This is a genomic window from Ramlibacter alkalitolerans (genome assembly GCF_016722765.1).
Lineage (GTDB): Bacteria > Pseudomonadota > Gammaproteobacteria > Burkholderiales > Burkholderiaceae_C > Ramlibacter > Ramlibacter alkalitolerans.
The window spans coordinates 365,043-378,726 of sequence record NZ_JAEQND010000003.1 but is presented as its reverse complement, the minus strand read 5'-3'; the positions used below and the strand labels follow the sequence as shown (position 1 = coordinate 378,726).

The window sequence follows — 13,684 nt, the reverse complement described above, 5'->3', positions numbered from 1 at the left end:
CGGTGCGAGCGCCTTCGGGCGGCCGGGCGGCGCTCATCCCGCTCCCCCGAAACTCGCGACCAGCGATCCGAGCAGCAGGTTCCAGCCATCGGCCAGCACGAACAGCATCAGCTTGAAGGGCAGCGCGATCAGCACGGGCGACAGCATCATCATCCCCATCGACATCAGCACGCTGGCGACGATCAGGTCGATCACGATGAAGGGGATGAACACCATGAAGCCGATCTGGAACGCGGTCTTCAGCTCGCTGGTGACGAAGGCCGGCACCAGGATGCGCAGCGGCGTGTCGGCGGCCTTGCCGGCGCCCGGCTGGCCGGCGATGCGCTGGAACAGGGCCAGGTCGGGTTCGCGCGTCTGCCGCAGCATGAACTCGCGCAGCGGCGCGCTGCCGCGGGCGACCGCCTCCTCGAAGCCGATCTTCTGCTCGTTGAACGGCGTGTAGGCGTCGGTCTGAATCTTCTCCAGCGTGGGCGCCATGATGAAGAAGGTGAGGAACAGCGACAGCCCCACCAGCACCTGGTTGGGCGGCGTGGACTGCAGGCCGAGCGCCTGGCGCAGCAGGCTCAGCACGATGATCAGCCGCGTGAAGCTGGTCATGAGCAGCAGCACCGCGGGCAGGAAGGACAGCGCCCCGAAGACCAGCAGCGTCTGCACCGGGACCGAATACGTGGTGGTGTTGCCGCTGGTCTGCGCGACCAGGCCGAGGGGGCTGCCCTGCGCGCAGGCGGCGCAGGCGGCAAACGCAAGTCCCGCGGCGACAAGCGCGCGCGCGGCGCCCACCTGGATTCCCGCCTGCGCGGGAATGACGGGACCGGTGCTCATCGCGGCGCTCCCGGCCGGGCCGCCGTGAGGGCACCCAGCACGCCGGCGAAGGCGTGGCCCGCCGCAGCCGACGCCGACGCCGGGAAGCCCGCGGCGGCGTCCTCGGCCAGCAGCGTGACCTGCTGAGGCGTCACGCCCAGCACCAGCATGCGCTGGTTCAGGCGCACCAGCACCACGCGCTCGCGCGGGCCCAGCGCCAGCTGGCCGGCAAGCTCCAGCGGCCGCGGCGCGCCGGCGGGGCGAAGGTTCTGCAGCCGCTTGAGCGCCCACAGCACCAGCGGGATCAGCGCCATCACCACGAGCAGCATCAGCAGCGACCAGGCGGGAGAAGCCATGCGCATGCCCCTCAGCGGCTCAGGCGCCGCATGCGCTCGGAGGGCGTCACGATGTCGGTGAGCCGGATGCCGAAACGGTCGTTGACCACCACCACCTCGCCCTGCGCGATCAGGAAGCCGTTGACCAGCACGTCCATCGGCTCGCCGGCCAGCGCGTCGAGCTCGATCACGGAGCCTTGCGCGAGCTGCAGGATGTGCTTGATCGGGATGCGGGTGCGGCCCAGTTCCACCGTGAGCTGCACGGGGATGTCGAGGACCAGGTCGATGTCCTCGCGCGGGGTGCCGGGCGCGCCCGCGCCCAGCTGCGCGAACAGGGCCGCGTTCTGCGGCGGCGGCGCGGCGCGTTCCGCCTCGGCGAGCGCGGCGGCCCAGTCGTCGGCATGCGCCTGGTCGGCCGCGGCGGGGGTGAATTCGGTGCTCATGGAAACTCCGTCAGTGGCGGCTTCAGGGCCGCGGCAGCGCGGGCTGTGCGGGGGCCGGCGCGGGCGCTGCCGGCTGCGGCGCAGGGGCTGCGGCCTGGGTGAGGAACTCGCGGATGCGCAGCCCGTAGTGCGCGCCCAGCGCGCCGTAGTCGCACTCGAACACCGGCACGCCGTCGACCTTGGCGGTGACGGTGGGCTGGCGGTCCAGTTCGATGAAGTCGCCCACCTTCAGCGCCATCAGCTCGCCCACGGTGGCCTGGCTGTGCGCGAACTCCGCCGCCAGTTCCACGGTGGCGGCCTGGATCTGCTGCGTGAGCAGCGCGACCCAGCGGCGGTCGGGGCCGCCCTGGTCGCCCTGCAGCGGCGAATAGAGGATCTCGCGGATCGGCTCGAAGGTGGAATATGGGATGCACATGTGCATGGCCCCGCCGGTCTCGCCGAACTCCACCTGGAAGGTGGTGGTGACGACGATCTCCGAGGGCGTGGCGATGTTGGCGAACTGCATGTGCAGTTCCGAGCGCGCGTACTCCAGCTCGATGGGGTAGATGGTGGACCAGGCCTTGGCGTACTCGGCGGAGATCACTTCCACCAGCCGCAGGATGATGCGCTGCTCGGTCGCCGAGAACTCGCGGCCCTCGATGCGCACCGGCGTCTGCCCGGCGCCGCCGAACAGGTTGTCGATCACGGTGAACACCAGCGTGGGGTCGCACACCAGCAGGCCTGAGCCGCGCAGCGGCCGCACGTGCATGATGTTGATGTTGGCCGGCACCACCACGTTGCGCACGAAGGCGCTGAACTTCTGCACCTTCACCGGGCCGATGGAGACGTCCGGGTTGCGGCGCATGAAGTTGAACAGGCCGACGCGCAGGTTGCGGGCGAAGCGCTCGTTGACGATCTCCAGCGTGGGCATGCGCCCGCGTACGATGCGCTCCTGGCTGGAGAGGTCGTAGGGCCGCACGCCCGAGCCGTCGTCCTCCGGCAGGTCCCCGCTGTCGGCGGCCTCGCCCGTCACGCCGGCCAGCAGGGCGTCGACTTCTTCCTGCGACAGGGAATGCTGCGCCATGGCCGTCCTACTGCACGATGAACTGGGAGAACAGCACCTCGTGGATGGGGTTCTCCGGTGCGTTGGCGGGGGCGGGCTGGCCCGGTGCGGGAAGTGCGAGGCCCAGCGCGCGGCCGGCGCGCCAGCGGATCTCCTGCGCCAGCGCCTGCTTGCCGTCCATGCTGAGAAGGTCCTCCACCTGCTTGGAGGAGATCAGCATCAGGATGTCGTTGCGCACGGCCGGCAGGCGGTCCTTGATCGTCACCTCCACCTCCGGGTCGTCGAACTGCAGCGTGACGCCGATCTGCGCGAAGCGTTCGCCGCGCGGATCCTGCAGGTTGGCGGTGAAGGGCTCCAGGGTGGTGAAGAGCGGCTTCTTCGCCTTCTTCGGCGCCTTGGCGGACTTCGCCTCGCCGGCCGGGTCGCGCCCCAGGTAGAACCAGGCGGCCGCGGCGCTGCCCCCGCACAGCAGCGCGCCGGCCAGCGCCAGCGCCAGCACGCGGGGGGCGCGGGCCTTGCGCGTGGGGGCAGGTGCGGCGGGGGCGGCTTCGGACATCGTTTCTCCAGTCACGAAGCCATTGTCCGCAGCGTGCCCCGCGGCGAAGGCCGGATAAGGGGTGCAAAGGGCCCGGTTTTCGGCGCCGCTTCAGGCGTAGAGATCGAGCATGCCGCGCCCGGCGGCCAGCCGCGCGGAGCCTGTCGCCGCAACGCCGGCCCCGCCCGCCGGGCCGGGGCGCGGTGCCGATGAGGGACGGGCGCCCTGCTGCGGCGGCGCCCCGAAGGAGCCGCCGGACTGGCCTCCCCCCACCGCCGATTGCCCGAGCTGCAGCCCCTGCGCGGCCAGCATGTCGCGCAGCACCGGCAGGGCCTGCGCGATGCCCTCGCGGGTGGCGTGGTGGACCGCAGCGAAGCTGATGTCGGCGGTCTGCGCCGTCAGGGTGAGCTGCACGCGGATCGGGCCGAGGTCCGCGGGGTTCAGCTCCAGCCGCGCCTCCTGGACACCCGCGCTCACCATCCAGCGCACTTGCGCACCCAGGTCCGTGGCGAACTGCGGCTCGCTCGGCCGCGAAGACAGGGCCGCGTGGTGCATTGCGGGCGCGGGTGCGGCGGAATGCATTGCGGGCGCGGCGCCCGCCTGCACCAGGGCACCAGGCGGCGCAGCTGCGGCAGCCGTTGCCTCCATCGGCGAAGAAGCGGCCCTACCGTCGTCCCCGCGCAGGCGTGGATCCAGGAGCGCAGGCGAGGAAGCTCCCACACCGTCATCCCCGCGCAGGCGGGCATCCAGGACCGCAAGCGAGGAAGCTCGCGCATCGTCATCCCCGCCCAGGCGCGGATCCAGGACCTCCAACGACGAAGCGGCCCCGCTGTCATCCCCGCGCAGGCGCGGATGCAGGACCGGAGGCGAAGAAGCTGCCCCACCGTCATTCCCGCGCAGGCGGGGATCCAGTGCGGGCGGCCGCGCACCGGGGCCGTCGGCGCGCTGCGCCATCAGCGCCAAGGGCACGCTCCAGGCCGGCAGCGCAGCCGGCACGGTGCCGGCTTCGTGCGGCCCGCCCCGCTTCTCCACATCGCCTTCCGGGCCGGTCGCAGCAGCGCCCGTCAGAGGCGCCGCCGTTGCCTCACTGCTGGCCGCCACCGGCGCGAACAAGTCTTCCAGGAGTGCCGCGAAGGCGTCGGCCGCGCCAGCGCCTTGCGTGCCCGCATCGTGCGCCGGCCTGCTGCCCTGCGCGGCCGGCCCCGGGGCCGCCGCGGGCTGCACGGCGCCGCTCACACCGGGTTCTCCTGCGCCGCGCGCAGGAAGGCGCGGGCCGCGAATTCGTCGGCCGCATGCTGCTCGCGCCGCTGCTCGCGCGCCAGCCGTGCGTGCGCATCGCGCGCCAGCAGGGTCTGCAAGGCCGCCAGCCGCTGCTGCGCCGCCTGCAGCAGCCGCAACTGGGCCTCGGCCTCGCGCAGGCGCTGCGCGGCCTGGCCTTCCTGAAGCCGGATCGCCTCGTCGAGCCGGCCGACGAACACCTGGTACGTCTCCAGCGTGCCGCCGTCGCCGCGGCCGAGCCGCCCGGTCGCCGAGCGCGCCAGGCAGTCGGCCCGGAATTCCAGCAGGCGCTGCAGCGTGGCCTGCGCCTGGGCGTGCGCCTCCCGCGCGCGCCCGAGCACGGCGGCCCGGTGGTCGCGCTCGCCTTCGGCGGTTTCGATCAGGAGGGGTAGAGCTTGGATCATCGGGCTTGCGCCATCAGGGCCTGCAGCGCGGCGCGGCTGGCCGCCAGCGGCGCGCATTCGCGCAAGTCCTGCTGCAGGAAGGCGGCCATCTGCGGCTGCAGCCGCAGGGCCAGGTCGGTTTCGGGATCGGCGCCGGGCACGTAGGCACCGACGGCCACCAGGTCGCGATTGCGCTGCCAGCGCGCGTACAGCGCCTTCAGCGCGCGCGCCTCGCGCAGGTGCGCCGCGTCCGCCACGTTGTGCATCACCCGCGAGATCGACTGCTCGATGTCGATCGCGGGATAGTGGCCCTGCTCCGCGATCGCGCGCGACAGCACGATGTGCCCGTCCAGGATCGCGCGGGCGTTGTCGGCCACCGGGTCCTGCTGGTCATCGCCCTCCGCCAGCACGGTGTAGAAGGCGGTGATCGAGCCGCAGCCCTTCAGGCCGTTCCCCGTGCGCTCCACCAGTTGCGGCAGGCGCGCGAACACGGATGGCGGATAGCCCTTGGTGGCCGGCGGCTCGCCGAGCGCGAGCGCCATCTCGCGGTGCGCCATCGCGTAGCGCGTGAGCGAGTCCATCAGCAGCAGTACGTGCTGGCCGCGGTCGCGGAAGTGTTCCGCCAGCGCGGTGGCATAGCTCGCGCCCTGCATGCGCATCAGCGGCGGCAGGTCGGCCGGCGCCGCGACCACCACGGCCCGCCGCAGCCCTTCGGGGCCGAGGATGTCCTCCACGAGCTCCTTGACCTCGCGCCCGCGCTCGCCGATCAGGCCCACCACCGTCACGTCGGCCTGCGTGTAGCGGGCCATCATCCCCATCAGCACGCTCTTGCCGACGCCGGAGCCGGCGAACAGGCCCAGGCGCTGGCCGCGGCCGACGGTCAGCAGCGCGTTGATCGCGCGCACGCCGACGTCCAGCGGAGCGCGCACTGGGTCGCGCTCCATCGCGTTGATCGGCTCGCGCGCCAGCGGCTCCCCGCGCGCACCGGCGAGCGGGCCGCCGTGGTCCAGCGGCTGGCCGGACGGATCCACCACCCGTCCGAGCAAGGCATCGCCCATGGGCAAGCGGCGCAGGTGCGAGCTGCGCCGCGTTGAGGCCGGCACCGCGGCGCCGTAATGCACGCCGTCAAAGGGATACTCCAGGGGCTCGACGCGCGCGCCGGGCGCCAGGCCCTGGATGTCGCCGGTGGGCATCAGGTGCAGGCGGCCGCGGGCGAAGCCGACCACCTCCGCCTCGGTCATGTGCGCGCCGTCGTGCACCAGGCACACGCTGCCCAGGGGCAGCCGCAGGCCGGTGGCTTCCATGACGAGGCCGGACACGCGCACCAGCCGGCCGGTCACCGGCAGCGGGACATCGGGCACCAGCAGTTGCGTGTGCGCGCGCAGGTGTTGCGCGAGGCGTTCCTGCAGGTTCAGGGCCGGCGCGCTCACGGCGGCGCCTCCCAGCCGCGCCCCAGCGTCTCCATCACGGCCTGCCAGCGCTGCGCGAAGCCCGCCTCCGCGATGCCGGTGTCGGCGTCGACGCGGCAGCTGCCCGCCGGCAGCGCCGGATCGGGCCGCAGCTGGCAGTTGCCGGAGCGCACCGCTTCGAGGTGTTCGGACAGGATCGCCGCATCGGCCGGGTGCACGTGCAGTTGCAGCTGCGATGCGCCCTCGGCGACGCCGCGCAGCGCCTCGCGCGCGGCCGGCAGCAGCGCCTGGGCGTCGGTGGCGGGCTCGCGCCGCAGCACCTGGCGCGCGATGTCGATCGCCAGGGTGACCAGGTCCGCCGCTACGTCGGCCTCCAGCCGGGCCAGCCCGTCGCGAAAGCCATCGACCAGCGGCTGGATGCGGCGCACGGCCTCGGTGGCGCGTTGCGCCTGGAAGCGCGCCAGCTCGTTGGAACCCTGCGCGATGCCCTGCTCCACCCCTTCGCGCAGGCCCTGCTCGTAGCCGCGCCGGCGCCCCAGCGCGAAGGCGGCGCGCGCCGTTTCGTTCGACAGGTCGCGCGAGCTGAGCGGCCGCGCCGGCAGGTTGCCGGCACCCGGCAGTTCCTCCAAGTCGAATTGCATCACCTGCGCCATCGCCTCGGCCGCGATGATGCGGCTGGACTGCTGCGGCGCAGCCTGCGCCTCAGACGAAGCTCTCGTCACCGCCGCCTCCGATCATGATCTCGCGCTCGTCGGCCAGCCGCCGCGCGAGCTTCAGGATCTCCTTCTGCTGCGCCTCGACGTCCGACAGCCGCACCGGCCCCTTCGACTCCAGGTCCTCCCGCAGCGTCTCGGCCGCGCGGGTGCTCATGTTGGCGAACACCTTCTCGCGCATCTCCGGCTCGGCGCCCTTGAGCGCCACGACCAGCGTATCGCCACCGACCTCGCGCAACAGTCGCTGCATGCTCTTGTTGTCCAGCTTGAGCAGGTCCGCGAAGGTGAACATCTGCTCCTCGATCTTCTGCGCGAGATCCGGGTCGCCGGCGCGGATCGCGGCCAGAGCCGCGGCCTCCACGCCGGCGCCGAGGAAGTTGAGGATTTCAGCTGCGGTCTTGGTGCCTCCCAGCGGCGCCTTGCGCACGCGGTCGCCGCCGGCCAGCACCTTGGACAGCACGTCGTTCAGCTCCTTGAGCGCATTCGGCTGGATGCCGTCCAGGGTGGCGATGCGCAGCAGCACGTCGTTGCGCAGGCGCTCGTCGAAGGCCGACAGCACGCCCGAGGCGTGGTCGCGGTCCAGGTGCACCAGGATGGAGGCGACGATCTGCGGGTGCTCGTTGCGGATCAGCTCCGCGATCGCGCTGGCGTCCATCCACTTGAGGCTCTCGATGCCGCTCACGTCGCGGCCCTGCACGATGCGGTCGATCAGCAGCCCGGCCTTGTCCTCGCCCAGCGCCAGCTTTAGCACGTTGCTCACGTAGGCCCCGGTGTCGCTGACCAGCGAGCGCTGCGAATCCACGCTGCCGTGGAAGCGCGCCAGCACCTCGTCGAACTGCGCGTCGGCGACGGTGGTCAGGCGCGCCATGCGCTCGCCCAGGCGCTGCACCTCCTTGGGCGTGAGGTGCCGGAACACGTCGGCGGCGCAGTCCTCGCCCAGGGCCAGCAGCAGGATCGCGCCGGCGTGCAGGCCGTCCTCTTCGGTGGCGGCAGCGGAAGGGGTGGCAGCCATCGTCGGTTCCTACGTGCTGGCCCAGTTGCGCACCACGTTCGCCACGGTGGCGGGATCCTGGCGCGCGAGCTGGCGGATGCCTTCGAGCTGCGTGGCGCGGTCCTGCCGCCGCTGCTCCTGCGCATCGGGCAGCAGGGCCGTCGCGGGGGGCGCGGTGAGGCCGGCCAGCGGCGCGGCCGCGGGCGGCGCAGCCAGCGCGATCGGGTCCTGCACGGTGGCATCCAGCACGCGCGCCGGGGCCTGGCGCGCCGCGCGCAAGGCCGGACGCACGAAGCCGAGGATCACGATCAGCGCGGCCAGCGGCACCGCCAGCCAGCGCGCCAGCCGCACCGCGGCATCCAGCGTTTCCGGCTGCCGCCACAGGGGCAGTTCCGCTGGCGTGGCGCCGGCGCCGCTGAAGGCGGCGTTCACCACCTGCACCGAGTCGCCGCGTTCCTTGCTGAAGCCGATCGCCTCGCGCACCAAGGCATTGAGCTGCTGCATCTGCGCCTCCGGCAGCGCGCCCGCCTTGCCCGGCTTGCCGTCCGCGCCGGCGGGCGCCACGTGGTTCACCAGCACGGCGGCGCTGAGGCGACGGATGGTGCCGGTGGCGTTGCGCACGACCTTGACGGTCTTGTCGACCTCGTAGTTGGTCACCGCGTCGCGGCGCACGCCCGCGCCCGCGCCGGTGGCCGCGCCCGCGGCGAGCGGCCCGATCGCCTGCGGCGCGCCGTTGACCGGTGAGGTGGGCGTGGCCGGCGGCTGGTTCGACAGCGCACCGGGCACGCCGCCGCCCGCGACCCCGGCTGCGCTCGGCGCTTCCGAGAGGTGCTGGCTGCGCACGGCGGCCGGCGCACTGCCTTGGTTGGGCGCGTACAGTTCCGCCGTCGATTCGCTCTGCGTGAAATCCATGTCCGCGGTGACCTGCGCGCGCACGTTGCCGGCGCCGACGATCGGCTCCAGGATGCCCACGATGCGCTGCGACAGGTCGCGCTCCGCCTGCCGCACGTACTGCAGTTGCGGCGCCTCTAGCCCGCCGCCGGCTTCGCCCTCCGCCTGGGACAGCAGCGCGCCGGTCTGGTCCACCACGCTCACGGATTTCGCCTGCAGCTCCGGCACACTGGAAGCCACCAGGTGCACGATGCCGGCGACCTGCGCGCGCTCCAGCGTGCGGCCGTTGTACAGCGTCAGCAGCACCGAGGCCGAGGGCTTCTGCTGCTCGCGCAGGAAGGCCGTCTGGTTCGGCAGCGCCAGGTGCACGCGCGCCGACTGCACGGCCGCCAACGCCATGATGGAGCGCGCCAGTTCGCCCTCCAGCCCGCGCTGGAAGTTCAGTCGCTCCTGGAACTGCGTGGCGCCGAACTTCTGGTTCTCCATCAGCTCGAAACCCACCGTGCCGCCCCGCGGCAGCCCCTGCGAGGCGAGCTTCAGCCGCGCGTCGTGCACCTTGTCGGCCGGCACCAGGATGGCGCCGCCGCCTTCGGAAAAGCGGTGCGGCACGTTCAACTGGGTCAGCGCGGCGATCACGGCACCGCCGTCCTTGTCGGCCAGCCCCGCGTACAGCACGCGCCACTCGGGCTCGCGGCTGGCGAGCAGCGACACCGCCAGCAGGCCGGCCAGCAGCACCGCGGCGCCCGCGAGCACGACACGGCTCTTCTGCGGCAGCGCCAGCAGGCGTTGCAGCGGCCCGCCGGCAGCGGGTGCGGCGGCGAGGGTAGTGGCGGGCAATCGGCTCTCCATGGGTGGGACTCCGGGCAGGTTCGAAGCGATTCTGGTGCCGCGCGTGTTGCCGCCGTGCCGCGATATGGGGCCGATTCCGCCTGCTTTTCGGCGCGCCACGCGCCGCTGCGTGCACTACAGTCTTCCGGACACCATGACCATTGCCCCCGCCTCCTCCGGCCTGCCCACGCCCCTGCTCGATGCGCTGCGGCGCAACGCGGCGGCACGGCCCGCCACGCAGGCCGCGGAGGCCGCACCGCAGGCGTCCTTCGCCGGCGCCCTCGACCAGGCGCTGCGTTCAGTGAGCGCCACGCAGGCGCAGGCGAACGCGCTGGCCGACGCCTTCCAGGCAGACCCTTCCAGCGTGAGCCTGGAGCAGGCGATGGTGGCGATGCAGAAGGCGCAGATCGGCTTCCAGTCGGCGCTGCACGTGCGCAACCGGTTGGTGTCGGCCTACAGCGACATCATGAACATGCAGGTGTGACGCTCGCCCGCGCCCCAGGCGACGCCGGGGCGCGGCACGCGTTGCAGCGGGGTCCGGCGGCGTTGCCGGCGACGGCCCTTCAGTGCAGGGTTACACCCGCCGCGCCGCAGGCCCGGGGCGCGAAATCGATCACGCCCGGCACGGGCTGGGCGATGCGGCGGATCGCGGCGTCGTTCTCCACGATGGCGCACAGGATGCGCAGCCGCTCGCGCTGCTCGTGCACCGCCAGGGGCTGCTCCTGCGCCAGCGAGCGCAGCTTCGCAATCACCACCGTGCAGGCGGCTTCCAGCCGGCAGACGCTGTCCCAGTCGCCGCAGCGCGCCGCGCGCAGCATCTCCTCGCTGGCCGATTCCAGCATGGCGTAGTGGCGCAGCAGCAGGCTGGAAGCCGCCGGTGCCGCCAATGCTTCCTGCGCCTTCATGCCTGCACCCCCACGCGCGCCACCGGCGCCGGTGCGATCTCGGCCCAGGCCGAGCGCAGTTCGCCCAGCAGCTTCAGCACCTCGGCCAGCGGTTCGTCGCTGCCGTGCCGGTTGGCCGTGAACAGGCGCGCCACCATGTGCTCGTACAGGCCGCACAGGTTGTCGGCCAGCGCCGGATCGGCCTCGCTCATGACGGAGGCCTTCAGGCCCTCGTCGATGATGCGCATCGCCCGGGAGATGCTGGTGTGCCGGGTGGGGGCGTCCCCGGTGGCGACGGCGTGGCGGGCCTGCAGCACCGCCGCCAACGCGCCGTCGAACAGCAGCAGCACCAGCTGGTGGGGATCCGCCTGCGACACGGCGGTGATCGTACCGACTTCCCGGTACTGCGCGATGGGCTGGAGTGTGCTGGTGAACATGCGGCGCTTCCTTGCCCCGCATTTCGGCAGGCTCCGCGCGGACTTGAGGGGCTCAGCCGGTGGTCAGTCCGAGGCTGGCGCTCATCTGCTGCATGCGCGCCTTCAGCGTCGTCATTTCGCTGTCCAGGCGCTGGTACTGGGCGCGCAGGCGCTGCTCGGTGCGGTCCAGGCGCGCCTGCTCGGCGTCCTGCCGCTTGCGGTTGGCGTCCACCCCGCGCTGCAGGCCGTCGGCGCGCGACGCGAGCGGGCCGGCCTCGCCGGTGAGCGCCTGCGCCCACTGCTTGAAGCGCAGGCCGAAGCCGCGCGCATCGCCGGTGCCGGACTGCGCGAACAGGGCGGAGAGCTGCGCCGGCTGCTGCAGCAGCGGTGCCACGCGCGATTCGACGAGCGAGAGCGAACCGTCACGCTGCAGCTCGATGCCGGCGGCTGCCAGGCTGGCGGCGCCGCCCAGGCCAGCCACCGTGCCGTGCAGCATCCCGCGCAGGCCATTGAGCAGCGACACGGCCGTCGAATCCGCCTGCAGCGCCCCCCGATTGGTGCCACCCGGGTCGGCGCGGGTCTGGGCCTGCAGCAGCTTGTTCAGGGCGTTGTAGGCGGTCACGAAGTCGTTGACGTTCTTGCGCACGCCGGCGGTGTCGACCGCGATGCCCAGGTCCACCGGCGCGGTGGTGACCTGCTTCAAGTTCAGCGTCACGCCCTCGAGGACGTCGGCCGGCGTGTTGGTGGCGGCGCTCAGGTCCAGGCCGTCGAGGCGGAATTTCGCATCCTGCGCCGCCTGCGTCTGCGTGAGGTTGCGGCCGGCGCCGGCTGCCGCTGCCGGGTCCCACGCCAGCGCCGACAGGCCGCTGCCGTCGATGTTCGCACCGTCAGCATCGGCGACGGACAGGCGCACCGAGCCGGCGGCGCCCTCGGGCCCGCGCAGCACCAGTTGCGCGCCGCCGCTGCCCGTCACGATCGACGCGGTGACCCCCGCCTGGGCGGCGTTGATGGCGTCGCGCACGCCCGCCAGCGTCTGGTTGGCGGCGGTGATCGCGATCGCCGCCGGGCTGCCGCCGGTGCGCGGCGTGAAGGCGCCGCCGGCGGTGGTCCCGAGTTCGAGCGTCAGCGTGCCGGTGCCGACGACCGACGTCGACGACGCATACGCGCCGCTGGCCAGCACCTGGGCCCGCGCGAGTTGCGACACCTCCAGCGTGTGCTTGCCGGCCGACGCCTTCGTCCCCGCCGTGGCGTCGGCCGCCGCGGCGTTGCTGCTGTCCACGCGCAGCGGGTTCCAGTTGTCGGGACTGGCCAGCCGCGCGGCCACGTCGCCGAGGCTCGCCAGCTGGCCCTTGAGCGTGCCGAAGGCCGACAGCCGGGCCTGCAGCGTGCCGGCCTGCTGCTGCAGCAGCGTCAGCGGGCGCTGCTCCACCGACATCAGCGAGGTGACGATGGTGTTCACGTCGAGGCCGCTGCCGACCCCGGTGCTGGTGATGGCCGCCAAGGCGACCTCCTTTCAGTGGATCATCAACCCTTGAGGAGCGACAGCACCTGCTGCGGCAGCTGGTTGGCCTGCGACAGCATCGCCGTGCCCGCCTGCTGCAGGATCTGCGCGCGCGTCATCGCCGCGGTCTCGGCGGCGAAGTCGGCGTCGACGATGCGCGAGCGCGCGGCCGTGGTGTTCTCCGCCGCGATCTGGATGTTGGCCACCGCGTTCTCGAAGCGCGTCTGGATCGCGCCGAGCGTGGCGCGGGCGCCGTTGATCTGCTTGAGCGCCGCGTCCGCCTGCCGCACCGCCAGCTGCGCGCCGCCATAACTGGCGATGTCCAGCTTGTCCATGGCGCTGCTGTCCGCCAGCGCCACCGAGCCTGCCGCGAAGCCGGTGGTGGCCACCGCAGGGGCGGAGCCGGCGATCGTGATGGCCTCGGGCGAAGTCAGTTTCAGCTGGTTGACCCCGGCCGCGTCGGCCTCGAGGTACGCATGCACGCCGCTGCGCACCGAGACGCGGTTGATGGCCTCCACCAGTTGCGCCGCGCGCTCCCCCTCGCTGCCGGCGGCATCGACGGCGCCGATGTCCACGCCGTTGAGCGTCATGCCGCCGGCGGGGATCGCCGTCGCGAAGCCGCTCAGGCCGCTCACCGCGACCGCCGTGTCCGCCGTCTTCACGCTGCCCATCCCGGCGAGCTGGGCGTCGGTGATGCCCGCGATGGTGATCGTCTGCGCGGCGTCGGCGCCGACCTGGAAATTCGCGGCCGTGAAGCTGCCATCGAGCAGCTTCCGGCCGTTGAAGTTGGTGGTGCCGGCCAAGCGGTCGACCTCGTCCTTCAGTTGCGCCGCTTCCTTCTGCAGCGCGACGCGGTCGCTGGCGCTGTTGGTGTCGTTGGAGGACTGCACGGCCAGCTCGCGGATGCGCTGCACCATGTCACCGATCTTGCCCAGCGCGCCTTCGGCCGTCTGCGCCAGCGACACGCCGTCGTTGGCGTTGCGGGCCGCGACGTTGAGGCCCTTCACCTGGGCGTTCATCCGTTCCGAGATCGCCAGGCCGGCGGCGTCGTCCTTGGCGCTGTTGACGCGCAATCCGCTGGACAGGCGCTGGATCGCGGTGTTCAGCGCCGTCTGGGAGGTCCCCAGGTTGCGCTGCGTGTTGAGCGAGGGCAGGTTCGTGTTGATCACCGAAGGCATGAGGGCTCCAATCGAAATACGGATGTTTCAACCGGATGTCCTGGCGCGCGGCAAGC

The 13,684-nt window shown here is 72.6% G+C and carries 16 protein-coding genes; 1 reads left to right on the top strand and 15 read right to left on the bottom strand.

Going from position 1 to position 13,684, the window contains the following annotated elements:
- Positions 1-33: 33 nt before the first annotated feature.
- From fliP to fliF, 11 genes are all read right to left on the bottom strand, one after another.
- Positions 34-822 (bottom strand): flagellar type III secretion system pore protein FliP, encoded by a 789-nt coding sequence (fliP, locus tag JI746_RS07215; protein WP_201688119.1) that lies wholly within the window; start codon positions 820-822, stop codon positions 34-36.
- Positions 819-1,157 (bottom strand): flagellar biosynthetic protein FliO, encoded by a 339-nt coding sequence (fliO, locus tag JI746_RS07210; protein ID WP_201688118.1) that lies wholly within the window; start codon positions 1,155-1,157, stop codon positions 819-821. Before fliO ends, fliP begins: the two co-directional genes overlap by 4 nt.
- A gap of 11 nt (positions 1,158-1,168) precedes the next feature.
- Positions 1,169-1,579, bottom strand: a complete 411-nt coding sequence (fliN, locus tag JI746_RS07205) for a flagellar motor switch protein FliN (RefSeq protein WP_201688117.1) — start codon at positions 1,577-1,579, stop codon at positions 1,169-1,171.
- 22 nt (positions 1,580-1,601) lie between these two features.
- A complete protein-coding gene (gene fliM, locus JI746_RS07200) occupies positions 1,602-2,642 on the bottom strand; it encodes a flagellar motor switch protein FliM (RefSeq protein WP_201688116.1) in 1,041 nt (346 codons plus the stop codon).
- Between the two features lie 7 nt (positions 2,643-2,649).
- Positions 2,650-3,177 carry a flagellar basal body-associated FliL family protein gene (locus JI746_RS07195; RefSeq protein WP_201688115.1) on the bottom strand — a complete coding sequence of 176 codons (528 nt, stop codon included), beginning with the start codon at positions 3,175-3,177 and terminating at the stop codon, positions 2,650-2,652.
- Between the two features lie 90 nt (positions 3,178-3,267).
- A complete protein-coding gene (locus tag JI746_RS07190; protein ID WP_236599625.1) occupies positions 3,268-3,738 on the bottom strand; it encodes a flagellar hook-length control protein FliK in 471 nt (156 codons plus the stop codon).
- Positions 3,739-4,388: 650 nt separating this feature from the next.
- A complete protein-coding gene (locus tag JI746_RS07185; RefSeq protein WP_201688113.1) occupies positions 4,389-4,838 on the bottom strand; it encodes a flagellar export protein FliJ in 450 nt (149 codons plus the stop codon).
- Positions 4,835-6,247: a flagellar protein export ATPase FliI gene (fliI, locus tag JI746_RS07180; protein ID WP_408004081.1), complete on the bottom strand. Its 1,413-nt coding sequence runs from the start codon at positions 6,245-6,247 to the stop codon at positions 4,835-4,837. The genes JI746_RS07185 and fliI overlap by 4 nt, the downstream gene beginning before the upstream one ends.
- Positions 6,244-6,948 carry a FliH/SctL family protein gene (locus JI746_RS07175; RefSeq protein WP_201688112.1) on the bottom strand — a complete coding sequence of 235 codons (705 nt, stop codon included), beginning with the start codon at positions 6,946-6,948 and terminating at the stop codon, positions 6,244-6,246. The genes fliI and JI746_RS07175 overlap by 4 nt, the downstream gene beginning before the upstream one ends.
- Positions 6,929-7,951, bottom strand: coding sequence for a flagellar motor switch protein FliG (gene fliG, locus JI746_RS07170; protein WP_201688111.1), 1,023 nt, complete (start codon positions 7,949-7,951; stop codon positions 6,929-6,931). Before fliG ends, JI746_RS07175 begins: the two co-directional genes overlap by 20 nt.
- A gap of 9 nt (positions 7,952-7,960) precedes the next feature.
- The gene (gene fliF, locus JI746_RS07165; protein WP_201688110.1) at positions 7,961-9,670 is read right to left on the bottom strand and encodes a flagellar basal-body MS-ring/collar protein FliF; all 1,710 of its coding nucleotides are present in this window, start codon (positions 9,668-9,670) and stop codon (positions 7,961-7,963) included.
- Positions 9,671-9,803: 133 nt separating this feature from the next.
- Between fliF and fliE the strand changes: the two genes are divergently transcribed.
- Positions 9,804-10,133, top strand: coding sequence for a flagellar hook-basal body complex protein FliE (gene fliE / locus JI746_RS07160; protein ID WP_201688109.1), 330 nt, complete (start codon positions 9,804-9,806; stop codon positions 10,131-10,133).
- A 79-nt stretch (positions 10,134-10,212) separates the two neighbouring features.
- Here fliE and JI746_RS07155 read toward each other — a convergent pair whose 3' ends face one another.
- The 4 genes from JI746_RS07155 to JI746_RS07140 are packed head-to-tail and all read right to left on the bottom strand — an operon-like array spanning position 10,213 to position 13,628.
- Positions 10,213-10,554 (bottom strand): flagellar protein FliT, encoded by a 342-nt coding sequence (locus JI746_RS07155; RefSeq protein WP_236599623.1) that lies wholly within the window; start codon positions 10,552-10,554, stop codon positions 10,213-10,215.
- On the bottom strand, positions 10,551-10,970 hold the full coding sequence (gene fliS, locus JI746_RS07150; protein WP_201688108.1) for a flagellar export chaperone FliS: 420 nt from the start codon (positions 10,968-10,970) through the stop codon (positions 10,551-10,553). The genes JI746_RS07155 and fliS overlap by 4 nt, the downstream gene beginning before the upstream one ends.
- Before the next feature lie 52 nt (positions 10,971-11,022).
- Positions 11,023-12,450: a flagellar filament capping protein FliD gene (gene fliD / locus JI746_RS07145; protein WP_201688107.1), complete on the bottom strand. Its 1,428-nt coding sequence runs from the start codon at positions 12,448-12,450 to the stop codon at positions 11,023-11,025.
- Positions 12,451-12,473: 23 nt separating this feature from the next.
- Positions 12,474-13,628 carry a flagellin gene (locus JI746_RS07140; RefSeq protein ID WP_201688106.1) on the bottom strand — a complete coding sequence of 385 codons (1,155 nt, stop codon included), beginning with the start codon at positions 13,626-13,628 and terminating at the stop codon, positions 12,474-12,476.
- Positions 13,629-13,684 lie beyond the last annotated feature (56 nt).